Origin of the sequence: Epilithonimonas sp., from assembly GCF_032054305.1 — a bacterium.
GTDB lineage: Bacteria > Bacteroidota > Bacteroidia > Flavobacteriales > Weeksellaceae > Epilithonimonas.
Window position 1 is genome coordinate 384,275 of the sequence record NZ_DAMBSX010000005.1, and the last position, 25,757, is coordinate 410,031.

Genomic DNA, 25,757 nt, shown 5'->3' on the forward strand with positions numbered 1-25,757 from the left:
TCAAAATATATTTAAGAACGTATTCTTTTGTTTATTATGCTAAAACAGAAGCAACAGTTTTCCCAATCTCAGCAGGAGAATCTACCACGTGGATTCCGTTTTCTCTCATAATCGCCATTTTTGCCTGTGCAGTGTCATCATCTCCACCAACAATTGCTCCAGCGTGCCCCATAGTTCTACCTTTTGGTGCAGTTTGTCCAGCGATGAAACCTACAACTGGTTTTGTAGAACCACTCGCTTTGTACCATCTTGCAGCTTCCGCTTCTAAAGAACCTCCGATTTCTCCAATCATTACAACAGCTTCCGTCTCTGGGTCGTTGATAAACAATTCCAAAGCTTCTTTTGTAGTAGTTCCAATGATTGGATCTCCTCCAATTCCGATAGCTGTAGAAACTCCGAAACCAGCTTTCACTACTTGGTCAGCAGCTTCGTAAGTTAAAGTTCCAGATTTTGAAACGATACCCACTTTTCCTTTTTTGAAAACAAAACCTGGCATGATACCAATCTTAGCTTCGTCAGAAGTGATGATACCCGGACAGTTTGGACCAATCAAACGAACATCTCTATCTTGGATATAATCTTTTACTTTCACCATATCAGCAACAGGAATACCTTCTGTAATACAAACGATCACTTTGATACCAGCTTCAGCAGCTTCCATCACAGCATCTGCAGCAAATGCCGGCGGTACGAAGATAATACTCACATTAGCTCCCGCTTTTTCTACAGCTTCTGAAACTGAATTGAAAACCGGCTTACCAAGATGCTCTGTTCCTCCTTTTCCCGGAGTTACACCTCCAACAACGTTGGTTCCGTAATCGATCATCTGACCTGCGTGGAAAGTACCCTCGTTACCTGTAAATCCTTGTACGATAACTTTAGAATCTTTGTTTACTAATATTGACATTTTTTATTATAATTTATTGATTTTATAAACTTTTGTTATTCGCAAAAATAACGATAATAATTCAAAGATTTCTTGGAATTAGATATTTTTTGAAGTTTTAAAATATGATTTACTTCAGATTTTTGATTCTGACCTCTTTTCTGAGATAATCACGGAACTCTTCCGCAATGGGACCAAAATATGTTCCTTTTTTCAGATCTCTGTTAACACCAACCTTAGCTAGGAGAACTGTTCCTTTTTCAATTCTTATACCAGAAGCCATACCAACTTGTCCCCAAATGGTGACTTCATCTTCGATGATACAGCATCCTGCAATTCCGGTTTGGGAAGCTATCAGACATTTTTTACCAATAACTGTATCGTGACCAATCTGTATCTGATTATCAAGAATGCTTCCTTCACCAATGATTGTGGAAGCTGTCACACCTCTGTCAATCGTACACCCATTTCCAATTTCCACATTGTTTTCTATCACTACATTTCCCACAGAGATCAGCCTGTCGAAATTTCCGTTTAATTTCCTATAATAAAATGCGTCGCCGCCTAAAACTGTATTAGATTGAATAATGACATTATCACCAATGACTGTTCTATCACCAATAACAACATTAGGGAAAATATGGCAATTTTTTCCAATCTTCACATCATTTCCAATAACAGCCGATGGGTGAATAGTAGTTCCGTCTCCTACTTCCAAATCATGAAGTTCTTCTTTAAAATTTGAAATTCTTGTGAAGTGGGTATTGATTTTATTGAAATCCCTAAAAGGATCATCTGAGACTAAAAGGGCTTTCCCTTCCGGACAATCTACTTCTTTATCGATCAAGATGATCGTAGCTGCGGAATTAAGTGCTTTATCGTAATATTTCGGATGATTGACGAAAACGATATCTCCCGGACGCACCATATGAATCTCATTAGTTCCGAAAACCTGGAAATCGTCTGCACCAATATATTTTGCATTGATGATCTCAGCAATGGTTTTTAAATTTTGTGGCTGATTGAATGTCATAGTTATATGTTAAATTTTAGACATTGGATTTTGGGATTGCAACTCATTTATCTTTAAACTACGAATTGCATGCAGCCCGCCCTCCGTTCCCGCTTTTTCTTTTTTGACAAAAAAGAAAAAGCGGGAACGGAGGGCGGAAAAGCTGCCCAAATAAAAAATGGAAGTGTGAAGATCAACTCCAGACTTCCATTTTATATGTTTTGTTTTATTTTACTCTTTCAATATAAGAACCGTCTTCCGTACTGATCTTGATCTTATCGCCCGGCTCAATGAACAAAGGTACCATAACTCTTGCTCCGGTTTCTACGATCGCATTTTTCAAAGCATTGGTTGCCGTATTCCCTTTAACTCCCGGATCTGCTTCCACGACTTCTAAGTAAACCGATTGAGGAAGTTCTGCAGAAAGCGGGGTTTCATCCACTTCTTTCAAAATGATCGTCACTTCTTCACCGGCTTTCATCAGGTTTGAGTTCTCGATCATTTCCTTATTAAGATAAAGTTGGGAGAAATCTTCGTTATTCATGAAATGGAATCCGTTCTCATCATCATAAAGGTATTGGAATTTTCTTGTGATCACCTTCACTTCGTCGATTTTGTGGCCTGCGGAGAAAGTGTTATCGATAACTTTCCCATTGGTCACAGACTTTAATTTCGTTCTTACAAAAGCAGGTCCTTTTCCTGGTTTTACGTGAAGAAATTCAATCACTTTGTAAATGTCATTGCTATACTCTATACAAAGACCTTTTCTTATATCGTTGCTTGTTGCCATTAGTGGTTTATAAACTTTATTTTTATTTTAATTAATTATTCTTTGGAAGAACCATATCCTTTTACAATACCTCTCGGTGAGTTTTGGATAAAAGTGATGATCTCATCTCTCTCTACAGTTGGAAGCATTTCTTTTTCAATAAATTCGATAGCTTGAGTTGTATTCATTTTCATTTGGAAGATAGCTCTGTAAATTTTCTGGATCTCAAAGATCTTATCGTTGCTAAAACCTCTTCTTCTCAGTCCAACAGAATTGATACCTGCGTAGGAAATAGGTTCCCTTGCAACTTTCACATAAGGTGGAATGTCTTTTCTGATCAAAGAACCTCCCGAAACCATCACGTGTTTGCCAATTTTTCCAAATTGCTGAACTGCAGAAAGTCCACCCATTACAACAAAATCTCCAATCTCTACGTGACCTGCAATACCACATCCATTGGCAATGATCACATTATCACCAACAATACAGTCATGCGCAATGTGAGAAGTTGCCATGATCAGGCAATTGTTACCTACCTTTGTATAACCAAGAGCTTTGGTTCCTCGATTGATTGTGACACATTCCCTAAGTGTAGTTCCATCGCCGATAATCACCTGAGTATCTTCTCCATCAAACTTTAGATCCTGAGGAATTGCTCCAATAACTGTTCCTGGGAAAATTTTACAATTCTTACCAATCCTGACATTTTCCATTATAGTAACATTGGGACCAATCCAAGTATCAGCTCCGACGACTACATTTGCTCCAATAGTTGTAAATGGTTCGATGGTCACATTTTTGCCAATCTTGGCACGAGGATCTACTGCTGTAAGCTGGTGAATCATAAATTAAATTTTAGTTTTTGCTACTTGAGCCATCAGCTCTGCTTCCACGACTACACTATCTCCAACATAACCGTAACCTTGCATATGCACAATTCCTCTTCTGATAGGTTCAATCAACTCTATTTTGAAAATAACCTGATCTCCTGGAACTACTTTTTTCTTGAATTTCACATTATCCATCTTCACAAAATAAGTAGAATAATTTTCTGGATCTGGGACATTTGCCAATACCAATATACCACCAACTTGTGCCATTGCTTCAATCTGTAAAACACCAGGCATTACAGGTTCTTTTGGGAAATGCCCTACAAAGAAAGGCTCATTCATAGAAACATTTTTAAGTCCAACAACATGAGTATCGGATAATTCCAAAATCTTGTCTACCAACAAAAACGGAGGTCTGTGTGGCAATAATCTCATGATTCCATTGATATCGAAAACAGGCTCAGCCTTCAAATCAAAATCTGGAACATTTTTTCTTTTTTGCAATTTGTATTGTCTGTTTAGTTTCTTTGCGAATTGAGTATTCACAAAGTGTCCTGGTTTATTGGCAATAACTCTACCTTTGATTCTTACTCCAACTAAAGCCAAATCACCAATTACGTCTAGTAGCTTGTGACGTGCAGCCTCATTTGTATAATTAAGTGTCAGGTTATCAAGGATACCGTTTGGACGGATAGAAACTTCGTCTTTACCAAAAGCAACCTTAAGTTTTTCCAAAGTTTCAGGAGTCAGTTCTTTATCAACATAAACGATAGCATTACTAATGTCTCCGCCTTTGATAAGATTAGCATCCAAAAGTTGCTCTAATTCATGTAAAAAGCTGAAAGTTCTTGCTGAAGCAATTTCGTCTTTAAACTCAGACAAATTTTTCATACTGGCATTCTGAGTACCCAAAACCTTAGTTCCAAAATCTACCATTGTTGTAATCTCATAATCGTCAGCAGGAATCACAGTAAGCTCTGAACCTGTAGAAGGGTCGATGTAATTCATCACTTCTTTGATGACAAGATATTCTCTAGGAAGTTCTTGTTCATGAACACCAACTTTCTCTATCGCTTCTACAAAATATTTGGAAGATCCATCCAAGATTGGCGGTTCTGCACTATTCATTTCTAGAATTGCATTATCAACATCCATCCCAACCAAAGCAGCCAAAAGGTGTTCGCAAGTATGGATTTTAACACCCAATTTTTCAAGGGTAGTTCCTCTCTCCGTGGTGGTTACGTAATTAACATCAGCCTCTACCTGAGGATGACCTTCGAGGTCTGTTCTTACAAATACAAATCCGGTGTTTTCTTTTGCCGGCTTGATTGTCAAATTAACCTCTTTTCCTGTGTGAAGACCTATTCCAGATAACTGGATTTCTTCTTTGATTGTTTTTTGTTTATCGCTCATTGTATTAGTTTTGAGGAGGAAGAATGACTTCTTTGCCTGATACCTTTACTCTGATTTTTTATTTTCTAAATCGTTTATTCTCTTGACTATATCCGTAAAATTACGGAAATGAACATAGTTCCTTCTATAATCACTATAATTGATCGCAGGCGAACCATAAAGCGTTTCACCATCTTTTGCAGAAGAGTTAACCCCACTCTGAGCTTGGATCTTAACCTGATTTCCTATTTTGATATGGCCGACAATTCCTACTTGTCCACCGATCTGATTCCAATCTCCAATAATAGTTGAGCCGGCAATTCCTGCTTGCGAAGCAATCACATTATTCTGACCGATCTTCACATTGTGAGCAATCTGAATCAAATTATCAATCTTAGTTCCTTTACCGATAATCGTAGAGCCAATTGTCGCACGATCGATACTACAGTTGGAACCAATCTCTACATCGTCTTCTATGATAACATTTCCTAACTGAGGAATTTTCTTGAACCCTTCTGCAGTTGGCTGAAAACCAAATCCGTCTCCACCAACAACTGTATTAGAATGGATTACGCAATTATCACCTACAATACAGTGATCATATATCCTTGCGCCACTGTCAATTTTGCAATTTTTCCCGATCTTCACACCTTTTCCGATATAAACATGTGGAAAAATCTGTGTTCCATCTCCTATAGCAGCTTTTTCAGAAACATAAGTGAATGCGCCGATATAAACATCCTTGCCCACTTTTGCAGTCTCGTGGAAAAATGAACCGGCTTCTATTCCGGTTCTTCTGCCTTGCATCTCCTGATAAAGATTCATCAAGACCTGAAAAGACAGATAAGCATCTTCCACAGCAATGATCACAGGTTTATAATTTCTGTCTTCTAAAAGACTTTCAGAAACTATCAAAACTGCACATTCTGTTGTATCGATATGATTGGAAAAACGGCTCTGACCAACGAAAGACAAGTGTCCTTGTTCCCCATTCTCTATCGGTGAGACCCCTGTAATAACAGTCTTTCCGTCTCCGATTATTTTGCCGTTTATTAATTCTGCAATTTGTTCTGCGCTAAATTCCATAGTTTGCAAAGATAAATATTTTATTAATTATCTTTTAATTTTTTATAACGAATCAAGGTTACTTTTACTTTAGTTATATTATTTCCCGAGGAAAATAAATGATATATTTTTTCGTCGCATTCTCCATGCATCCAAATAATATCTGATTTTCAGATTCTTCTAACTTGATTGTCTGCCCTGTCTTATCCATCAAATAAATTGGCTGTTTCTCAGTATCATAAGGCAATAATGAACGCGAGATCTGCCCAACCAATTCTTCTCCATCTTCGATCTTAAAGTATTGGTTGACTTTTTCTACCTTTTGTTTCAAAAAATCTTCGGAAAATGGTTTTGACGAAATAATACTTTTCGGAAACTCTCTGTAAATAACCGTTCTGCAAAGCTTCGACAAGACAAAATCATCATTTTCCGTCCAAACTTTGATAGCCTGGAAAACATCCATATCATCCAGCATTGTGAATCTTCTGATATCTTCTTCCGTGGCTTCGTCAAATTTATTTTTAACTAAGAAATATTTCAAATTAGAAGGCGCTTCCAAATCCACATTTTGAGAAACCAAATATTTGGCTCTATTAAGAATCTGAACCAAAATATGCTCAGCCAAAGCCGCCGTTTTATGATAGTAAACCTGCCAATACATAAACATTCTGGCAGTCAGATAATTTTCTATAGAATAAATTCCTTTTGCGTCAATGACAAGTTTTTCATCACTTACATTCATCATTGAAATAATTCTTTCAACATTGACACTGCCTTCTGAAACGCCCGTGTAAAAACTGTCTCGTTTCAAATAATCCATTCTGTCAACATCCAATTGTGAAGAAATCAATTGATTGAAAAACGGTCTGCGATATTTCCCTTGAAACATTTCGATTGCCAGATTCAATTTCCCTTTGAACTCCTTATTCAATCGGTTCATCAACAAAATCGAAATTTTCTCATGATGCCAATCGTCCATCAGCATATTTTCCAAAGCGTGCGAAAACGGACCGTGACCAATATCGTGAAGCAAAATCGCCAACATTGCTGCCTTTTCTTCTTCTTTTGAAACTTTTACGCCTTTTAGCTTGAGAGTTTCCAAAGCTTTGAACATCAGATTCATTGCTCCAAGAGCATGATGAAATCTCGTATGTTTTGCGCCAGGAAATATGAGTGATAAAAGTCCGGTTTGGGAAATCCTTCTGAGTCTTTGGAAATAAGGATGTTCTATGATATCGAACAAAATCTCGTGAGGAATTTTGATAAAACCGTGAACCGGGTCGTTGATGATTTTCAGTTTGTTCTGCACAATCTATAAATGATGATTGATACAAAAATAGGGAAATTAAAATGGTTTTATGTAATAAATAATACAATGGAAAATAAATATTCATTTGTATATTATCCCAATAACTAAAGCCATAAAAGGAATGAAATCAATTTTTCACTTAACAATAACACTCTTGTTTTTAATAGCTTGTGAAAAAGCTCCAAATCCGTTAAATAATTCTAAAACTGAGGTAAAAGAAAAAACATTTGTTCCGGTTTATGGTCAAAAATATTTTAAATATGACCAAATTGATTTCTATCACATCGATTTTGAAGAAAGTAATATTATAGAATTAGATAAAAATAAAAACAACTCAAAACTTGATAAATTAAAAAACGATATAATCATTGGTAATTTTCCTCAAAACATTAATGAAACCGATTTCTTGAAATCAATGGATAAAATTGGTTATAACAAAAAAGAAATTCCAAAAAGTAAATTCTCTGAAATAGATAAAGTATTTATTGATAAAACTGTCGATGCAAGCTCTACTTGCGTTTGTATTGCTTTTTATAGAGACATTTTAGTATTTAAAAACAAAGGAAAAATAATCGGAATTGCTAAAATTTGTTTCAGCTGTCATCAACATATCATCATTGGAACAAAAATCAATGATGAAAATTTTGGACAAAATGGAGATTACAAAAAACTTGAAATTTTGTTAAATCAATAACTTTTAAACCAAAATCCTCAAACTTTTCGGGAGCACTTTGATTTTGATCGGCGATTTGATTTTCTTGAATTCTCCATCAATGTGCCAGGTTTTTGTATTGACTTTGAACTCGATCTCTGAAACCGGAAGATAGGTTACGTAATCATCGTCTTTCAAACGCTTTGTAAACATCCTGAAAGCAAAAAAAGGCGAATAGGTCAAGGGAAATTTCTTCACCAAAACCAAATCTACCAAACCATCACTTTTACTTGCCATCGGTGCAATATAAGCATTGTTCCCGAATTGGCGCGTGTTGGCGATATTCAGCATCAGATATTTGCCGTTGTATTGTTTGTAATTTTCTTCTAAGAATTTGATTTTAATTGGCTTGTAATTGAAAAAAGTCTTAATAGAAACCTTGATGTAATTTTTGAAACCTCGGCTTGTTTTTTCAAATTCCTTTACTACTTTCCCGTCAAATCCCGTTCCCGAGACATTAATGGAAAAATTATCATTGATCATAAACGTATCAATACTTCGGAATTTCTTCTGTTCTAATTTTTCTAAAAGAACCGAAATATTTTTGTTGAAATTGGTCTCATTAGAAAATCCATTTCCAGAACCTGCAGGAAAAACAGCGAGAATTTTTTGTGTATTAATTAGCTTTTGTGCCACAACAGAAATAGTTCCATCACCGCCAACAGCCACAAAAACATCCACATCATTCCAATGTTTTTCGATGAAATCATCTGTATCTTCCAAAGATTTGGAAACGATATAGAGCGGATTTTCAACTTTCTTAGAAAGTCTTTCCAAAAAAAGCTGATAGTTTTTCTTTGCAGAATAAGGATTGATGATGAAAGCAAACTTCATTTTCCAAAAATAAAAATACTCTGAGGATTTCAGAGTATTTTTTTAATTTATTTGTGAAGCTTCGAGAGCCTCAGCTGACATCGCTCCCATTAGAAATTCGCAAATTAATTGTCATCCTTATGCTCTCGGAGGATTTTAAAATTCTAAATTCTTTTATCATCCGCCTTCCAGTTTTTGATATTCTGTTTGATTTTTGATGATGACCAATCGTTTTGAGCAGTTTGATGCATCAATTCCATTAAATCTTCATCTTCTGCAAACCTCAATGCAAAAATCTGAGCGTCGGAAAATTGATAAGTGGAATTTTCCAATCTATTTCCAGTCAAAGCAAAATATCGGAATTTGAATTCATTAATAATCAACCTATCCTGAAGTCCCAAAGCATAATGTTGACGAAGCATCAATGACAAAACAATCATCAAAACTATAACTGCTGAAATTGCACTCCAAATCATCACAAGAGAACTGTTATGATTGATATTTTTGAAAACTTGAAACAAAGAAACTATCAGCAGAACCAATGAAACAGGATAGAAAATAAAATGATGCAAAGGATAATATTTTCTATGATTTTTCAAGTCTTGTGAACTCATTTTATTTCACATTAAATCGGTTTAAGAATTCTGGTTTCAACTGGTCTTTGATGTCTTTGAAGTTTAAAGTGATATAAACCACACCAGCAGCATAAGCCGTGATCTCATATTGATTGTAAACAAACGTGATCTTATTCTGGTCAAAATAGAAATTGTCATTCAGTTCGATTTTATCTACCAAAAGCATTTCTTTTTGCTCTTGTTCATCGAAATGATTTTTTAGAATCTTATCCCAACTCGCATCTGTTGGATTTTTAAAAATATCAGTTTGAGAAACCACTTTATTATTTTCCAAATCGAAAGTTTTATAATTTTCAAAATAATAACCGTGTGCTCCACCAGAATAACCACTTCCGGAATATTGTAAAGTCAGGACGTCATTCTGATGCGAAATCAATTTCATCCCGGATACTTCATCCCAAGTCTGTTTGAACTCAGGCAGATAATCATTCGAATCATCTATTTTCAAAGATTCTTTTTTCAATTTCTCAAGAACTTCGGTCAAAGATTTTTTAGAATAATCACTTGCGCTTATACCAGCAGGTTTATATATACTATCCAATACCGTTTTGTTGGTGATACTGGGGAATACCAAAGTTTGCTTTTCGAAGGATAAAGTCAAAGTTTTGGCGACCTGTAAGGAATCCTGAACTCTTACAGAATCTATAACGAATTCTTTTTTGGTTTCCGTACTGTCCGATCTCGAGGTTGAAGTTTGCTGAGTTTCCTTCTTATTGCAAGAGAAAAGCAGAATCCCGAAAGATAGAATTGTGATTAGGTTTTTCATAGGTTTATTTTTAAATGGTGATTATAAATACAATTCCTAATTTAACAAAAAACCTTCCAAAAGTTGGAAGGTTTGATTTTATAAAAATATTTTAAGCATCGATTCTTGCGTAAACCGCATTTTTCTCGATAAATTCTCTTCTCGGTGGAACTTCATCGCCCATCAACATAGAGAATGTAGAATCTGCTTCTACTGCGTTGTCAATCGTTACCTGCTTCAAGATTCTGTTTTCAGGATTTAGAGTCGTTTCCCAAAGCTGTTCAGGATTCATCTCTCCAAGACCTTTGTAACGCTGTACCTCTACTCCTTTTCCGTCCGGAGCCATTTCCAATGTAAATTGTTCACGTTCTTTTTCGTTGTAAGCGTAAACTTTTTTATTTCCTTTTTTCAATAAGTATAAAGGCGGTTGAGCGATATAAATATATCCGTTCTCAATCAGTTCTTTCATATATCTGAAGAAGAAAGTCAGAATCAAAGTCGAAATGTGAGAACCATCGATATCCGCATCGGTCATAATTACGATTTTGTGATATCTTAGTTTTGCTAAATTCAAAGCTTTAGAATCTTCTTCTGTTCCTACAGAAACACCAAGTGCCGTGTAGATATTCTTGATTTCCTCGTTGTCATAAACTTTATGAACCATAGATTTTTCCACGTTCAAAATCTTACCTCTCAAAGGCAGAATCGCTTGGAAATGACGGTCACGACCTTGCTTAGCTGTTCCACCTGCAGAATCTCCCTCCACCAAGAACAATTCTGATTCAGCTGGGTCTTTGGAAGAACAGTCGGACAATTTTCCTGGCAATCCGGAACCTCCCATTGGAGATTTTCTCTGAACCATTTCACGTGCTTTTTTAGCTGCCTGTCTAGCTTTCGCTGCCAAAACAACTTTCTGAACGATGATTTTAGCTTCAGCAGGATTTTCTTCCAAGAAATTGGTCAACATTTCTCCAACGATTTTATCCACCGCTCCGGAAACTTCTGAGTTACCCAACTTCGTTTTAGTCTGACCTTCGAACTGAGGTTCCATTACTTTAACTGAAATAACAGCCGTCAAACCTTCACGGAAATCATCTCCTGTAACTTCAACTTTTTCTTTTGCAGGAAGGCCTAACTCATCAGCATATTTCTTCAAAGTTCTTGTTAAAGCTCTTCTGAAACCTGCTAAGTGCGTTCCACCTTCGTGTGTGTTGATATTATTAACATATGAGTGAAGATTCTCGTTGAAAGAAGTGTTGTAACGCATCGCCACCTCAACCGGAATATCATCACGCTCGCCTTCCATAAAAATCACATGCTCCATGATAGACTCGCGGTTTCCATCGATATATTCAACAAACTCTTTCAAACCACCTTCTGAGTGGAAAACTTCTGTCCTAAAAGTTCCATCTTCCAATTTTTCTCTTTCGTCCGTCAACGTAATTGTAATTCCTCTATTAAGGTAAGACAACTCTCTAAGACGGTTCGCCAAAGTATCGTAGTTGTAAACTAATTCTGTAAAAATAGTATCGTCCGGCTGAAAAAACTGCTTGGTTCCTCTGTAATCGCTATTCCCGATTTCCTCAACTTCTGTCTGTGCCTTTCCTCTGGAATAGATTTGCTGATAGATATTCCCGTCTCTGTAAACGGTAGTTATCATTTGGTTTGAAAGCGCATTAACACAAGAAACCCCAACGCCGTGGAGACCTCCTGAAACTTTGTAAGAATCTTTATCGAACTTACCTCCGGCTCCAATTTTGGTCATTACAACCTCCAGCGCAGATTTCTGTTCTTTCTCATGAAAATCGACAGGAATACCACGACCGTTGTCCATAACCTCGACAGCGTTTCCTTCTTTTATCGCGACAGTGATCGTATCACAATATCCAGCCAAAGCCTCATCGATAGAGTTATCTACTACTTCATAAACCAAATGGTGGAGACCTCTGACTCCCACATCACCAATGTACATCGAAGGACGCATACGAACGTGCTCCATTCCTTCCAATGCCTGAATACTACTTGCTGTATATTGTTTTTGACTCATATTGTAAAAGATTCAAGACATAAGACCCAAGATTTCAAATAGTTAGCTTGAGAATTTTTCTTGTTATTTTTCTGTTAATTATTTTGTTAAAGCTTACAAATGTCGTTAAAAAAATCGAGATATGAAAGCCTTAAAATCAGTCAAAAATGATAAGTTTTTAACAGGGATGTTTGAGGATTTTGAATAAAAAAAATCGAACTACAAAAGCTCGATTTCCAAAATTTAATATTAATAAAAGTTTTAACTTTTCAAAAACTCATCCACTTTTTTTGCACAATCTCTTCCTTCTGCAATCGCCCAAACAACTAAGCTTTGACCTTTTCTAGCATCGCCACAAGAGAAATACTTAGTTTGGTTGGTTCGGAATTCTTTATTATTACCAATCAGATTTCCTTTTGGGTCAAGATTGATATCCAAAGCTTCCACCAAACCTTTCTGCTCCACGTGTGTGTAACCCAAAGCAATGAAAGCATAATCACATTCGATAACAAATTCTGAGTTCGGTTTTTCTGTGTAGAGATTCCATTTTCCGTCCGCATCTTTTGTCCATTCTGCTTCCACAAGACGAAGACCTTTAAGATTTCCGTTTTCATCCTTCACAAATTCTTTGGAATTAACAGACCATTTCCTTTCGCAACCTTCCTCGTGAGAAGATGTTATCTGCAAAGTCATTGGCATTGTTGGCCAAGGCATTGTTTCGTCTCGTTTTGTAGGCTGAATTGGTTTATAATAAATTTGATAAACGACTTCTGCACCTTGACGATTGGATGTTCCGATACAATCCGAACCAGTGTCTCCTCCTCCAATTACAACTACCTTTTTCCCTTTAACATTGAGTTCTTCTTCAGAAAAATCAATTCCGCTTACTTTTTTATTATTCTGAACCAGAAAATCCATTGCGTAATGAACGCCTTTTGCATCACGATTCGGGAGCATCAAATCTCGTGGAACCGTACTTCCCAAAGCCAAAACAACCGCATCAAAATTCCGGTTCAATTCCTCGACGGAATAATTAACACCAACATTGACATTGGTTTTAAATTCAATACCTTCTTGTTCCATCCAGTGAACCCGGCGTTCAACAATATTTTTATCTAATTTAAAATCGGGAATTCCAAACCTCAGCAAACCACCAATTTCAGAATCCTTTTCAAAAACCGTCACCTGATGACCAGCCTGATTCAATTGATAAGCCGAAGCCAGACCAGCAGGACCAGAACCAATAACCGCCACTTTTTTATCCGTCCTGAATTGAGGAACTTTTGGTTTTGCAAAACCTTGCTCAAAAGCTATTTCAATAATATTTTTTTCAATTTCCTCAATGGCAACGGGAAGATTATTAATCCCTAAAACGCAGGCTCCTTCGCAAGGCGCTGGGCAAATCCGGCCTGTGAACTCAGGGAAATTATTAGTTGAAGTTAAAATATGATAAGCCTTTTCCCATTGCTTTTTATAAACCGCATCATTGAACTCAGGAATAACATTTCCCAGCGGACAACCACTCTGACAAAACGGAACACCGCAATCCATACATCTTGCAGACTGCTCATTCAGCAACTTTTCAGAAGCTGGCTCATAAAATTCTTTATAATTCTTAAGCCTTTCCGAAACCGGAAATTTCGCAGGCAAATTTCTCTCATATATCAAAAAACCATCTGTCTTTCCCATTATTTCATTGCATTTATTTGATTCTCCATTACTCTTTTATATTCACGAGGATAGACTTTTACAAAGTGTTTCAGATTATTTTCAAAATCACTCAAAAGATATTCTGCCAAATAACTTCCCGTGATTTCAAAATGTTCTTGGATTAAATCCAGAACCAACTTAACATCTTTCTCTGTCAAATGTTCCAAATCTGCCATATCAGGATTGAAATTCTTTTCCAAATCTTTTCCAACATCCCAAACATAAGCGATTCCACCACTCATCCCCGCTCCGAAATTCCGACCAACCTCACCCAGAATCACAACTGTTCCACCTGTCATATATTCGCAACCGTGGTCACCAATTCCTTCCACAACAGCAGTCGCCCCAGAATTACGAACACAGAATCTTTCGCCCGCCATTCCGTTAATAAAAACCTTTCCGGAAGTTGCTCCGTACAAAGCCACATTTCCGATAATGCTATTTTCATTAGCTTTAATCACTGCTTCTTCATCCGGAAAAACAGCGATTTTTGCACCCGACAAACCTTTTCCAAAATAATCATTAGCATCACCTTCCAAAATCATCGTAATTCCTTTATTACAAAAAGCACCAAAACTTTGTCCAGCCGTTCCTTTGAAATTGAATTTCAACGAATCTTCCTGCATTCCATTCGAATGATAGATTTTCGTCAATTCGTGCGAGAGAATCGTTCCAACTGTTCTGTCTGTATTTTTAATCGAGAAAAAAGCTTCTACTTTTCCATTATTTTCTAAAGCCAATTTTGAAGCTTCCAACATTTTCCAAGACAAAGATTCACCCAAACCACTATCTTGTTCTTCCGCTTTTACAATTGGTAAATCAGTGTTCATTTTGTAAAGCAATCCGCTCAAATCAATATTTTGATGTTTCCAGAATTTGATTTCTTTTTTCTTTTCCAGACATTGAGATTGCCCAACCATTTCATCAATCGTTCTAAAACCAAGGCTTGCCATTATCTCACGAACTTCCATCGCTAAAAAGGTAAAATAACTCACCAAATGTTCCGGTTTCCCTGTGAATTTTTTTCGCAACTCTTCATTTTGAGTCGCAATCCCAACAGGGCAAGTATTAAGATGACATTTTCTCATCAGAATACAGCCTTCCACAATCAAGGCAGAAGTTGCAATTCCCCATTCTTCTGCTCCAAGCAAAGTTGCCATTATCAAATCACGTCCGGTCTTCATTTGCCCGTCAACCTGAACCGTCACTCTTTGTCTTAATTTATTTTTGATTAAAGTCTGATGCGTTTCTGCCAATCCCAATTCCCAAGGCAAACCTGTATGACGAACAGAACTCAAAGGCGAAGCGCCTGTTCCACCATCATAACCGGAAATCAAAATATGGTCAGCCTTCGCTTTCGCTACGCCGGAAGCAATTGTTCCAACTCCAGCTTTTGAAACCAGTTTAACCGAAATCCTTGCGTGTCGATTGGCATTTTTCAAGTCAAAAATTAACTGCGCCAAATCTTCTATGGAATAAATATCGTGATGCGGAGGCGGAGAAATCAAACCAACTCCCGGCGTAGAATGTCGGGTTTTTCCAATCCAAGAATCCACTTTTTCGCCAGACAATTGCCCGCCTTCTCCCGGTTTTGCACCTTGCGCCATTTTGATTTGAAGTTCTTCTGCCTCTGCCAAATATCTCGCCGTTACACCGAATCTACCCGAAGCAACCTGCTTGATAGACGAACGCAAGCTGTCGCCGTTTTCATTAATGATATATCTGTTTTCATCTTCACCACCTTCTCCTGTATTACTTTTCGCACCAATTCTATTCATTGCAATCGCTAACGTCGTATGAGCTTCCCAAGAAATTGAACCAAACGACATTGCTCCGGTCGCAAAACGTTTTAGGATATTTTCGATTGGTTCAACCTCTAATAACGGAATCGATTGACGGTCATTTTTGAACTCCAACAAACCTCTTAATAAAGAAGCATTTTCAGTTTGACGATTGACCGCACGGGAATATTTTTTGAACGTTTCGTAATTATCATTCCAAGTTGCCTGTTGCAAAAGATGAATGGATTGAGGATTGAATTGATGATATTCACTATCTTTTCTCCATTGATAAATTCCGCCAGAATCCAGAATTCCAAACGCTGAATCTTTCTCGAAAGCCTTATAATGTTTCGCTAAAGCTTCCTTCGCAATTTCATCAAAACCAATTCCGTTGATTCTGGAAATCGCTCCGGTAAAGCAGGTATTGACCAAAGGTTTATTGAGACCGATGATTTCGAAAATCTGCGCACCGTGATAGGATTGCAAAGTTGAAATTCCCATTTTTGAAAAAATCTTTAACAATCCATCGCCAACTGCTTTTTTATAATTGTATTTAAGCTGTTCTAAATCCGCATCCTGCTTGAATTCGCCATCATAAAACATTTGTCTGATACTCGCCAAAGCCAAATAAGGATTAATTGCAGTCGCTCCAAAACCAAGCAGACTTGCAAAATGATGAACTTCCCAAACATCGCCCGCCTCAACCACCAGACCAACTCTTCTGCGGACACCTTTTCTTATCAAATGATGATGAACAGCCGAGCAAGCCAGCAAAGACGGAATCGATGCGTGTTGAGAATCCAACGAACGGTCAGACAAAATAATCACTTCAAAACCATCTTCGACAGCATCTATCGCATAACGACAAATTCTATCCAAAGCTTTCTTCAAGCTTCCTTCTTTTTCGTCAGCTTTGAAATAAGTATAAATTGTTTTCGATTGGAATTTCCCTGTATCAACACTTCTCAATTTCTCCAATTGTTCGTTGTTGAGAATCGGAGTTTCGAGTTTTATGGAATGTGCGAAGTTTTTATCATCTTCTAAAAGATTTCCATTTCCGCCAATAATTGTAGTCAAGGACATTACCAATTTTTCACGAATCGGGTCGATTGGAGGATTAGTTACCTGCGCAAATAATTGCTTGAAATAAGAACTGAAATGCTGTGGCTTTTCACTTAAAACAGCCAAAGGTGCATCAAATCCCATCGAACCAATTGGCTCTTTGCCGTGAACAGCCATTTCTTTGATAACTTTATCCAAATCTTCTCTGGAATAACCAAACGCTTTCTGATATTTAAAAATATCTTCGAATTGAAGTTTATTAAATCTGATTTTCGGACTTGGCAATTCCTTCAGATTAATATTCATTTTATCCAGCCAATCACGATAAGGTTGTGATGTACAAATCTCTTTTTTCAGTTCATCATCGCTCACGATAACGCCCTTTTTCATATCAACCAAGAACATTTTCCCCGACTGAAGACGACCTCTTTTGATGACATTTTTTGGATTGACAGGTAAAGCTCCCGATTCTGAAGCCATAATCACCAAATCGTCAGAAGTCACACAATATCTCGAAGGTCGAAGTCCATTTCTGTCCAAAGTTGCACCAATCATTTCACCATCCGTAAAAGAAATTGAAGCAGGACCATCCCAAGGCTCCATCATACAAGCGTGGAATTCGTAGAAATCTTTTTTGTAATCTTCCATTTGTTTGTTGCCATCCCAAGCTTCGGGAATCAGCATCATCATTGTATGAGGCAACGAGCGACCTGAATGATAAAGCAACTCCACCATATTATCCAGATAAGAAGAATCGGATTGGTTAGGTTTTGTCAAAGGCAAAATCATATCCATTTCCTGAGGTGTGAAATTCGGATTTGAAAATGTTTTTTCAGAAGATTTCAGCCAATTGAGATTTCCTCCAATTGTATTGATTTCGCCATTATGCGCCAGAAATCGAAATGGTTGCGCTAAACTCCAAGTCGGAGATGTATTTGTCGCAAAACGGGAATGAATCATCCCAAACGCAGAACGTATTTTAGGATTTGTAAGGTCTTTGAAATAATTACGAATCTGAACACTCCTCAATTGTCCTTTGTAAATCAACTTCTTACAAGAAAACGAAGCGACATAAAAACCAATCGGGTCATTGTTCGTCACACTTGTAATCTGATGCGAAATATAATTACGGAAAACAAATAACTTTCGTTCAAAATCTTTATCCGTTTCCACATCAAAAGGACGTTCTACAAAAAGCATTTCCATCACCGGCTCTACACTTTTTGCCAAATCTCCCAAGTCAATATTACTTACAGGAACGGGACGATAACCCAAAATCTTGAGCCCGAGTTTATCCGCAGACTGTTCAATAATCTCTTTACATTCTTCTCGGATGAAATTATTTTGAGGAAAGAACAACATTCCGACTCCATAATAATCTGGTTCAGGTAAATCAAAACCGAAATTGAGCGCTTCATCGTACAACAGCTCGTGCGGAATCTGAATCTGCAAACCTGCGCCGTCGCCAGTATTACTTTCGTAACCAGTTGCGCCACGATGCTCCATATTTTCGAGCATCGTAATGGCATCGCTGACAATTTTGAAACTTTTGATTCCTTTTATATTAGCCACAAAGCCGACTCCACAGGAGTCGAATTCTGTTTCGGGTAAATAAAGTCCTTGATTTTCGGGAATGGATTTTTGGGAAATTTTCCTTGCTCTTTTCATCTACATCAATTTTGGATACTAACAAACTTAATGAAAAAAGAGTCAAAAACGATTTTAAATTACCGAATCAGCAATTATAAAAACCACAAATAAGATTTAAAACAAATAAAACATCTTTTATTTACCGATAATTTACATTAATTTAATATTGAATAATTATTCGTTAAAATTAAATTAATATTAAAAATACTTAAAATATTTATAATCAGATAATTAATTAAAATCAATATTTCACTTAGGTTCAAAAAAGACTGAAGTCAAATCTCATTTTTCTAAAAATCTATAACAAAGACGAAAAATCAATCAATAAAACAAAAACACCCCTAAAAAATTTAGGGGGTGTAATATTTTAAAATATAATTTCAAATTAAAATGACATTATATTTTCACACAATCATCTGTTTAAAACAATTTTTAACTAATTAGAAAATAAAATAGAAAAGCAAAATTTAATTTTAATAATTTAATAACAATAATTAAAATTATTTAAACAATTAATAAACTAAGTTAAATTTAAAATAGTTTTTGACAACAATTTAAAGAAAACCTTAAATCAATTTCATTAATAAAACCTCATCAATTTTCTCAACTTTCACCAAATTATTTTTAGTTAAAGTTTTAGAAGCCTTGTCCCATTTTTTACCTGAAAGCTGAGAACGATTTTTCACTTCATTCAGCTCCAATGCATCTTCTTGAGAATTAAGGATTTCAAGAATCACTTTTTCATCTTCTCCTAATTCAACCGTTGGTGCTTTTTTCTCAGGTCTCATTTGAGGGAAGAAAAGAACTTCCTGGATTGACGGGTTATTAGTTAAGAACATAATTAATCTGTCCATTCCTACCCCTAAGCCAGAAGTTGGAGGCATTCCATATTCTAGCGCTCTAAGGAAATCTTCATCAATAAATTGTCCAGCTTCATCGTCTCCTTTTTCAGATAACAATAATTGATGTTCAAAACGTTGTCTTTGGTCAATTGGGTCATTCAACTCCGAATAAGCATTTGCGATTTCTTTTCCGCAAACCATTAATTCGAAACGTTCTGTCAAACCTTCCTGACTTCTATGTTTTTTGGTCAAAGGCGACATCTCAACAGGATAATCTGTGATGAAAGTCGGCTGAATGAAGTTTCCTTCACACTTTTCCCCGAAAATCTCATCAATCAATTTTCCTTTACCCATCGTTTCATCTACCTCGATTCCGATAGATTTTGCGAAGTCGAATAGCTCCTGCTCAGATTTTCCAGTGATGTCAAAACCTGTATATTTTAAAATCGCTTCTGTCATAGAAACCCTTGGATAAGGTGCTTTCCAGTTGATTGTATGTTCCCCGAAAACAGATTCCGAAGTTCCGTTAACCGAAGTTGCACAGAATTCCAACAATTTCTCCGTGAAATCCATCATCCAATTGTAATCTTTGTAAGCTACATAGATTTCCATTGCCGTGAATTCCGGATTGTGAGTTCTGTCCATTCCTTCATTTCTGAAGTTTTTTGAGAATTCATACACTCCATCAAAACCACCAACAATCAATCTTTTCAGATATAATTCGTTAGCAATTCTAAGATATAAAGGAATATCTAAAGCGTTGTGATGCGTAATAAAAGGCCTCGCTGCCGCTCCACCAGGAATCGATTGCAAGATTGGAGTTTCAACTTCAAAATATCCAGCATCATTAAAGAAAGTCCTCATAGCACTGAACAATTTTGTTCTTTTTACGAAGATTTCTTTCACGTGAGGATTCACAACCAAATCTGCATAACGCTGTCTGTAACGTAATTCCGCATCTGTAAAACCATCAAAAATATTTCCTTCAGCATCTACTTTTGGAAGCGGAAGCGGACGAAGAGATTTTGTCAATAAAGTGAAATTCTTCACCATTACTGTCATCTCTCCAACTTGAGTTTTGAATAATTCACCTTCGATTCCGATGATGTCACCGATATCTAAAAGATGCTTGTAAACCTCGTTGTATAAAGTCTTGTCTTCACCAGTACAAATCTCGTCACGGTTAAAATAAACCTGAATTCTACCTTCGGAATCCTGTAATTCTGCAAAACTTGCCTTCCCCTGAATTCTTCTGGACATCAATCTTCCAGCAATCACCACCTTCTTCCCTTCTTCGAAATCCTGTTTTATAGATTTTGTGGAATCAGTGATTTTGTATTCAGCGGCTGGGAATGCATCGATTCCCAAATCGGTCAATTTCTGTAGTTTTTCGCGACGGATAATTTCCTGTTCTGATAATGACATTTTAATTCAATTTTTTGGAACTGCAAAAATAGTGATTTTTAAATGGTTGTGGAAGTTAAATTTTAATGGGTCTTTTAAACGCAAAGAGCGCAAAGTTTTTTGAAATTATTGAAAATATTTTGAGGTTCGCAAGGCACTTCGACAAGCTCAGTATAAACTTTAAACTCATCAAAGATTTTTTTACTGAATATTGTCATTCCGAAGGAATCTCAGCAGTTTAGATTCCTTCGGAATGACAATATTGGGTTTTTATTCAAACTGATGATTTGTACTGAAAGTCGCAGCCCGACTTGAGCGGAAATCCTTTTTTGCTGGTAATCAATTTCTATTGAATGTGAAATCGTCTTGCAAAAAAGATTGAGAGCGGAAGGCGGAAAAGCTGCCCAAACCTAATAAAGTGGTTCGACGTAGTCAAATAATTATCATCTTAAAACCAATCTTTCCTATCTTCTTTCGGAACAAACGTCCAAGCCAAAATCCTGCTGATTTTCTGACCTTGCGCCATATTAATGATTTTGAATTCGGGTACTTTGAGATTCTTAAGAAGTGTTATCAACTGATGCAAATTGTCTTTTTTGGAAACCAGACTTGTGAACCAGAGAACGTTTGAGGAAAATTCAACACTTTGATGAATCATTTTTTTGATGAATGCCATTTCTCCACCTTCACACCATAATTCGGATGAATTACCACTGAAATTGAGTTTTGGATTTTGAATTTTCTTTTTTCTGAGATTGTTATTTTTTCTTCGATTTCCCAGCATCGCATCTACTTCAGATTCGTGGAAAGGTGGATTGCACATCGAAAATGTGAATTTGTCTTCTTTTGAAATAATATTTTTGAAAATAAATTCTGATTCTGGTTGATGTTTCAAATGAATAACTGAGCACAAATTGGGATTTTGATTCAGAATATTTTGAGCATTTTCCAGAGAATTTGGATTGATATCTGTTCCCAACATTTCCCAGCCATAAGAATGATTAGCTATCAAAGGATAAACGAGATTAGCTCCTACTCCAATATCCAAACCTTTGACCGAAGTTTTGGTTGGAATTTTCCCATTGTCGCCCGCCAACAAGTCAGCTAAATAATGAACGTAATCCGCACGGCCAGGAATCGGTGGACAAAGATTGCCTTCCGGAATATCCCATTCTTTGACATTATAATATTTCAAAAGCAAAGCTTTATTAAGCAACCTAACCGCTTTCGGAATACTAAAATTAATCGTCAAAGTATCGTAATCATTTTTGAAAACATAATGTTTTAACTCTGGAACGACAGAAATTAACTCTTCAAAATCGTAAGAATTACGATGGAGATTTTTTGGATGAAGACTGGATTTTTCAGACATTATTTTTCCTTATTCAATTTTTCGATTCCGGCTTTCACATCAGGATGACTCATAAAAAGATTCCAGATTAAACCAGTTCTGTGATTTTCCATCATTACGGTCATTGGTGCTTGGTTCAGTCCCATAAAAATTGGAGAACACCAGTTATTATTCAAATCAAATGAATCTCGGAAACCATATTCTCCCCAAAGAAAATCGCCGTAATTGAGATAGAAGTTTTTCAAAACCGCCATAGATTCCGTTGGAGTATAAGGAAAAGAAGCAATCGCTCCGGTTGGCGTTAATTTCCCTGTATCTTCTCTTTCTACAGGCTCATCCGGATTGTAACCATTTGGTCCGTCAGAAGCTGTCAATCCCCAACCGTCTTTGCCATAACCTTTTTGTTTTTTCGGATTTTCCACACAATACAGATAATTGATTTTGGCAATATTCTGATTGTTTTTGAAATAGTTGGTATATCTGTCTGTCAATCCGTGAGGGTTGTAACCCATAAAGGAATAATGAGCGAAAAACAATGGTCCTCCTTTGTTGACGCCAACATCCAGTTTGATTCCGTAATAAGTATTTCCGTTGGTGTACATTGCACCTTCGTCAGACTTTCCCCAATCTTTACGATAATCCTGCGCTCGTTTTTCCCGACTCGCCCAACCTGAATAATACATACTCGCAGGAACAGAATGCGTTGGCGAAGCAATCGCCATCAGATAAGTAACCATCGTCTCGTTCCATCCAATCAAATTATGGTTAATCACCCAACCTTGGTCAGGCGACCAATGCCAATAAAGGTATTTACTATCCGGAGTTTGCTTAAACCAATCCCATTCTATTTCTTTCCAGAACTTGTCAATTTTTTGTCTGATATTTTTTTCTTCCGCATTGTCTTTGTTGAAATACTGATGTGCCGCCAACAATCCCTGAACGAAAAACGATGTTTCTACCAAATCCGCACCGTTATCTTTTGTACCGAAAAAAGGTTCGGTTTTTCCTGTTGTTCCATCTATGAAATGGGCAACTGCGCCGTGGTATTTGTCTGCTTTTTCTATGAAATTAACAATCTTGGTAAATCTATCGACCGCTTCTTTCCTTGAGATAAAACCTCTTTCTGTTCCTGCAATAAGAGCCATAATCCCGAAGCCTGAAGCACCTGTGGCAATCATATTCTGTCTTCCGTTGGTATTTTCTTTTGACAAACCACTTTCCGGTTCTGCTCCGTCCCAATAATAGTTGAAAGAAGCTTCCTGAACCATTGTCATCAATTCTTCATCTGACATATTTTTGGTTTCAGCGGAAACGATTTCGGATAATTTTGATTCGTTAAAAATCTTATCCAAGAAACTGATTTTATAGGAATATTTCTTTCCGGTTTCGTTAGTGAAATCTGCAAATCTGTCAATATAAGCATCTTGAATTCCTACAGGTTTGAAGTCTTTTCCGTTTTCGGAACGGTAGATTTTCACATATCTGATATTATTATCTGTGATTAGATTCCATTTCAAATCCACGTGTTTCATATAACCTTTGGCCAATGAAATTTTTGGAATGGATGAAATCGTTTTTTTGTCTTTTGAATCGATAAAAGCAATATCGTCTAACCAAATTTTATTATTTGAATCAGAATTTTCCGGTTGAGAGAAAACAATCGCTTTAACTGATTTTGGATTGTCTTTAACCGAAGCATCCAAACTTGAAATATCAATCAAAATATTTTCCCATTGATTCTTTTTTGCCAACTCAAATGTTATTGGTTTTGAAAAGCTTCCATCTGTTTTCTGAAGTTTTACAGTTGGTAGAATATTAGAATCATTTTTTTCAGATTTAATCCAAAAACTTAAGAAATTAGATTTAGTAAAGAAATCTTTTCCTCTTACATCTTCATATTCTATTGATGCTTCCCATTTTCCGTCTTTTGCATTTTTATAATCCAGCAAAAGAGAATTTCCAGGCGAGTGAAATTCATTTTTATCAACCAATAATTTATTATTCTGATTTTTCACAGAAGCTGAACCTGACGATTTTACATTTCCATAAAAGAAATTATCTTTCATCAAACTGTTCGTGAAAAAAGTATAATCGTATTGATGCTCCTGTGCACCCAACGATGCGGAAAGAAATAAAGCTGAATAGAATATAGACTTCATAGATTTTGTTTTTGAAAAGATAATCATTTTCTCCAAAAGAAGCAGAAACGAAAAAAGACAGTTCAAAACTGCCTTTCATTCATATTTCAAAAATGTTTATTTTATTTTGACGATAAAATATATTGCGCCATAAATTTCGCATTTTTTTTACTGAAGCCGTGCGCCGGCATTGGAACATCGCCCCAAACTCCGGAACTTCCTTTAAGGATTTTCTCTGCCAGCATTTCTACATTTTCCGGTGTATTCCCATATTTTTCTGCAACTTCTTTGTAAGATGGACCAATCATTTTTTCATCCAATTTGTGACAACCTAAACAATCTGAACCTTCAATTAAAGATTTCCCCTCTGCGATTGGGTCAGTTACAACTTTTGGTGCTGGTTCTGATTCGGAAGCAATTACATCTTTATTACCAGAATTTTCATTTTTGGAACAGGAAAATATTACCGCTAATACGGCTGTTAGAAATACTCTTTTCATATCGATTATTATATCACAAATTTATTAAATAAGGAATTAAGACTGATTTTAAATTAGTCCGAACAGGAATCATTATCTTTGCAGAATGGTAAAAATTGGCAACATAGAACTTCCTGACTTTCCGCTTTTGCTGGCACCGATGGAAGATGTAAGTGACCCACCGTTCAGAAAATTATGCAAGATGCACGGCGCAGACCTGATGTATTCGGAGTTTATTTCTTCGGAAGGATTGATTCGTGACGCTATCAAGAGCCGTAAAAAGCTTGATATTTTCGATTATGAAAGACCTGTCGGAATCCAGATTTTTGGTGGTGATGAAGAAGCAATGGCAATGTCAGCCAGAATTGTGGAGACTGTTGAACCAGATTTGGTGGATATTAATTTTGGATGTCCAGTTAAAAAAGTCGTTTGTAAAGGTGCAGGAGCTGGTGTTTTGAAAGATATTGATTTGATGGTCAGATTAACGAAAGCTGTCGTGAGTTCTACACATTTGCCAGTTACTGTAAAAACAAGATTAGGCTGGGACAATGAGTCTATTAATATTGATGAAGTTGCTGAAAGATTACAAGATGTTGGAATCAAAGCCTTAACCATCCACGCCAGAACGCGTGCCCAAATGTATAAAGGCGAAGCGGATTGGGAACATATCTCAAGAATTAAAAATAATCCCAATATCGAAATTCCGATTTTTGGAAACGGTGATGTTGATTCTCCGGAAAAAGCTTTGGAATATAAAAATAAATACAACTGCGACGGAATAATGATTGGTCGTGGTGCGATTGGTTACCCTTGGATTTTCAATGAAATCAAACATTTTTTTGAGACCGGAGAAATTCTTCCCGAACCAACTATTGCACAAAGATTGGAAGCTGTAAAAAATCACGCACTTTGGTCTGTAGAATGGAAAGGCGAACGCCCTGGAATCGTGGAAATGAGGCAGCATTACAGCAATTATTTCCGTGGAATTCCGCATTTTAAAGAGTTTAAGACTAAGTTTCTTCAGGCTTTGACGCTTGAGGAAATTGATGAAATCATCGAAGAGACGAAGCATTTTTATCAGGAAAATGTGATTTAATCAAATATAAAAAAATACACTAACCCTTTCAGAGTTTGAAATTGGCCAAG

The 25,757-nt window shown here is 36.5% G+C and carries 19 protein-coding genes; 2 read left to right on the forward strand and 17 right to left on the reverse strand.

Translation table 11 applies throughout. The features are described from left to right. Positions 1-34: 34 nt before the first annotated feature. The 7 genes from sucD to RTX21_RS13095 all read right to left on the reverse strand — a co-directional run bounded on the left by sucD (position 35) and on the right by RTX21_RS13095 (position 7,263). Positions 35-907 (reverse strand): succinate--CoA ligase subunit alpha, encoded by an 873-nt coding sequence (sucD, locus tag RTX21_RS13065; protein ID WP_312768345.1) that lies wholly within the window; start codon positions 905-907, stop codon positions 35-37. Between the two features lie 109 nt (positions 908-1,016). Then, positions 1,017-1,919, reverse strand: a complete 903-nt coding sequence (locus RTX21_RS13070; protein WP_312768346.1) for an LpxD N-terminal domain-containing protein — start codon at positions 1,917-1,919, stop codon at positions 1,017-1,019. A gap of 205 nt (positions 1,920-2,124) precedes the next feature. Then, the gene (gene efp, locus RTX21_RS13075; protein ID WP_312768348.1) at positions 2,125-2,688 is read right to left on the reverse strand and encodes an elongation factor P; all 564 of its coding nucleotides are present in this window, start codon (positions 2,686-2,688) and stop codon (positions 2,125-2,127) included. Between the two features lie 35 nt (positions 2,689-2,723). After that, positions 2,724-3,512: an acyl-ACP--UDP-N-acetylglucosamine O-acyltransferase gene (gene lpxA, locus RTX21_RS13080; RefSeq protein WP_312768350.1), complete on the reverse strand. Its 789-nt coding sequence runs from the start codon at positions 3,510-3,512 to the stop codon at positions 2,724-2,726. 3 nt (positions 3,513-3,515) lie between these two features. Further along, positions 3,516-4,910, reverse strand: coding sequence for a bifunctional UDP-3-O-[3-hydroxymyristoyl] N-acetylglucosamine deacetylase/3-hydroxyacyl-ACP dehydratase (locus RTX21_RS13085; RefSeq protein WP_312768352.1), 1,395 nt, complete (start codon positions 4,908-4,910; stop codon positions 3,516-3,518). Between the two features lie 45 nt (positions 4,911-4,955). Then, entirely contained in the window at positions 4,956-5,975 is a 1,020-nt protein-coding gene (gene lpxD, locus RTX21_RS13090; RefSeq protein ID WP_312768354.1) for a UDP-3-O-(3-hydroxymyristoyl)glucosamine N-acyltransferase, read from the reverse strand. A 73-nt stretch (positions 5,976-6,048) separates the two neighbouring features. Next, positions 6,049-7,263 carry an HD domain-containing protein gene (locus RTX21_RS13095; RefSeq protein ID WP_312768356.1) on the reverse strand — a complete coding sequence of 405 codons (1,215 nt, stop codon included), beginning with the start codon at positions 7,261-7,263 and terminating at the stop codon, positions 6,049-6,051. Between the two features lie 121 nt (positions 7,264-7,384). Between RTX21_RS13095 and RTX21_RS13100 the strand changes: the two genes are divergently transcribed. Continuing rightward, positions 7,385-7,957: a hypothetical protein gene (locus RTX21_RS13100; protein ID WP_312768358.1), complete on the forward strand. Its 573-nt coding sequence runs from the start codon at positions 7,385-7,387 to the stop codon at positions 7,955-7,957. A gap of 3 nt (positions 7,958-7,960) precedes the next feature. Here the strand turns inward: RTX21_RS13100 and RTX21_RS13105 are convergent, their stop codons facing one another. From RTX21_RS13105 to RTX21_RS13150, 10 genes are all read right to left on the reverse strand, one after another. After that, positions 7,961-8,809 (reverse strand): diacylglycerol/lipid kinase family protein, encoded by an 849-nt coding sequence (locus RTX21_RS13105; protein WP_312768360.1) that lies wholly within the window; start codon positions 8,807-8,809, stop codon positions 7,961-7,963. 143 nt (positions 8,810-8,952) lie between these two features. Then, a complete protein-coding gene (locus tag RTX21_RS13110) occupies positions 8,953-9,402 on the reverse strand; it encodes a DUF6526 family protein (RefSeq protein ID WP_312768362.1) in 450 nt (149 codons plus the stop codon). Between the two features lies 1 nt (position 9,403). Then, positions 9,404-10,189, reverse strand: a complete 786-nt coding sequence (locus RTX21_RS13115) for an RsiV family protein (RefSeq protein ID WP_312768364.1) — start codon at positions 10,187-10,189, stop codon at positions 9,404-9,406. A gap of 91 nt (positions 10,190-10,280) precedes the next feature. Further along, positions 10,281-12,215 (reverse strand): DNA topoisomerase (ATP-hydrolyzing) subunit B, encoded by a 1,935-nt coding sequence (gene gyrB / locus RTX21_RS13120; protein WP_312768365.1) that lies wholly within the window; start codon positions 12,213-12,215, stop codon positions 10,281-10,283. A gap of 240 nt (positions 12,216-12,455) precedes the next feature. After that, positions 12,456-13,883, reverse strand: coding sequence for a glutamate synthase subunit beta (locus tag RTX21_RS13125; protein ID WP_312768366.1), 1,428 nt, complete (start codon positions 13,881-13,883; stop codon positions 12,456-12,458). Further along, the gene (gene gltB, locus RTX21_RS13130; RefSeq protein WP_312768367.1) at positions 13,883-18,415 is read right to left on the reverse strand and encodes a glutamate synthase large subunit; all 4,533 of its coding nucleotides are present in this window, start codon (positions 18,413-18,415) and stop codon (positions 13,883-13,885) included. The genes RTX21_RS13125 and gltB overlap by 1 nt, the downstream gene beginning before the upstream one ends. A 548-nt stretch (positions 18,416-18,963) precedes the next feature. Beyond that, entirely contained in the window at positions 18,964-20,664 is a 1,701-nt protein-coding gene (gene lysS, locus RTX21_RS13135) for a lysine--tRNA ligase (protein ID WP_312768369.1), read from the reverse strand. Between the two features lie 427 nt (positions 20,665-21,091). After that, on the reverse strand, positions 21,092-22,015 hold the full coding sequence (gene rlmF, locus RTX21_RS13140) for a 23S rRNA (adenine(1618)-N(6))-methyltransferase RlmF (RefSeq protein ID WP_312768372.1): 924 nt from the start codon (positions 22,013-22,015) through the stop codon (positions 21,092-21,094). Further along, the gene (locus tag RTX21_RS13145) at positions 22,015-24,153 is read right to left on the reverse strand and encodes a glucoamylase family protein (protein WP_312768374.1); all 2,139 of its coding nucleotides are present in this window, start codon (positions 24,151-24,153) and stop codon (positions 22,015-22,017) included. The genes rlmF and RTX21_RS13145 overlap by 1 nt, the downstream gene beginning before the upstream one ends. Before the next feature lie 101 nt (positions 24,154-24,254). Next, entirely contained in the window at positions 24,255-24,632 is a 378-nt protein-coding gene (locus tag RTX21_RS13150; RefSeq protein WP_312768375.1) for a c-type cytochrome, read from the reverse strand. A gap of 85 nt (positions 24,633-24,717) precedes the next feature. On the opposite strand from RTX21_RS13150, the gene dusB reads away from it, so the two are divergent. Further along, on the forward strand, positions 24,718-25,707 hold the full coding sequence (dusB, locus tag RTX21_RS13155) for a tRNA dihydrouridine synthase DusB (protein ID WP_312768376.1): 990 nt from the start codon (positions 24,718-24,720) through the stop codon (positions 25,705-25,707). The last annotated feature ends 50 nt before the right edge of the window (positions 25,708-25,757 follow it).

What these genes read in the sequence shown, in the direction of transcription:
- sucD (WP_312768345.1), bottom strand. Translation starts at nt 907, where the DNA reads ATGTCAATATTAGTAAACAAAGATTCTAAAGTTATCGTACAAGGATTT.
- RTX21_RS13070 (WP_312768346.1), bottom strand. Translation starts at nt 1,919, where the DNA reads ATGACATTCAATCAGCCACAAAATTTAAAAACCATTGCTGAGATCATC.
- efp (WP_312768348.1), bottom strand. Translation starts at nt 2,688, where the DNA reads ATGGCAACAAGCAACGATATAAGAAAAGGTCTTTGTATAGAGTATAGC.
- lpxA (WP_312768350.1), bottom strand. Translation starts at nt 3,512, where the DNA reads ATGATTCACCAGCTTACAGCAGTAGATCCTCGTGCCAAGATTGGCAAA.
- RTX21_RS13085 (WP_312768352.1), bottom strand. Translation starts at nt 4,910, where the DNA reads ATGAGCGATAAACAAAAAACAATCAAAGAAGAAATCCAGTTATCTGGA.
- lpxD (WP_312768354.1), bottom strand. Translation starts at nt 5,975, where the DNA reads ATGGAATTTAGCGCAGAACAAATTGCAGAATTAATAAACGGCAAAATA.
- RTX21_RS13100 (WP_312768358.1), top strand. Translation starts at nt 7,385, where the DNA reads ATGAAATCAATTTTTCACTTAACAATAACACTCTTGTTTTTAATAGCT.
- RTX21_RS13105 (WP_312768360.1), bottom strand. Translation starts at nt 8,809, where the DNA reads ATGAAGTTTGCTTTCATCATCAATCCTTATTCTGCAAAGAAAAACTAT.
- RTX21_RS13110 (WP_312768362.1), bottom strand. Translation starts at nt 9,402, where the DNA reads ATGAGTTCACAAGACTTGAAAAATCATAGAAAATATTATCCTTTGCAT.
- RTX21_RS13115 (WP_312768364.1), bottom strand. Translation starts at nt 10,189, where the DNA reads ATGAAAAACCTAATCACAATTCTATCTTTCGGGATTCTGCTTTTCTCT.
- gyrB (WP_312768365.1), bottom strand. Translation starts at nt 12,215, where the DNA reads ATGAGTCAAAAACAATATACAGCAAGTAGTATTCAGGCATTGGAAGGA.
- RTX21_RS13125 (WP_312768366.1), bottom strand. Translation starts at nt 13,883, where the DNA reads ATGGGAAAGACAGATGGTTTTTTGATATATGAGAGAAATTTGCCTGCG.
- gltB (WP_312768367.1), bottom strand. Translation starts at nt 18,415, where the DNA reads ATGAAAAGAGCAAGGAAAATTTCCCAAAAATCCATTCCCGAAAATCAA.
- lysS (WP_312768369.1), bottom strand. Translation starts at nt 20,664, where the DNA reads ATGTCATTATCAGAACAGGAAATTATCCGTCGCGAAAAACTACAGAAA.
- rlmF (WP_312768372.1), bottom strand. Translation starts at nt 22,015, where the DNA reads ATGTCTGAAAAATCCAGTCTTCATCCAAAAAATCTCCATCGTAATTCT.
- RTX21_RS13145 (WP_312768374.1), bottom strand. Translation starts at nt 24,153, where the DNA reads ATGAAGTCTATATTCTATTCAGCTTTATTTCTTTCCGCATCGTTGGGT.
- RTX21_RS13150 (WP_312768375.1), bottom strand. Translation starts at nt 24,632, where the DNA reads ATGAAAAGAGTATTTCTAACAGCCGTATTAGCGGTAATATTTTCCTGT.
- dusB (WP_312768376.1), top strand. Translation starts at nt 24,718, where the DNA reads ATGGTAAAAATTGGCAACATAGAACTTCCTGACTTTCCGCTTTTGCTG.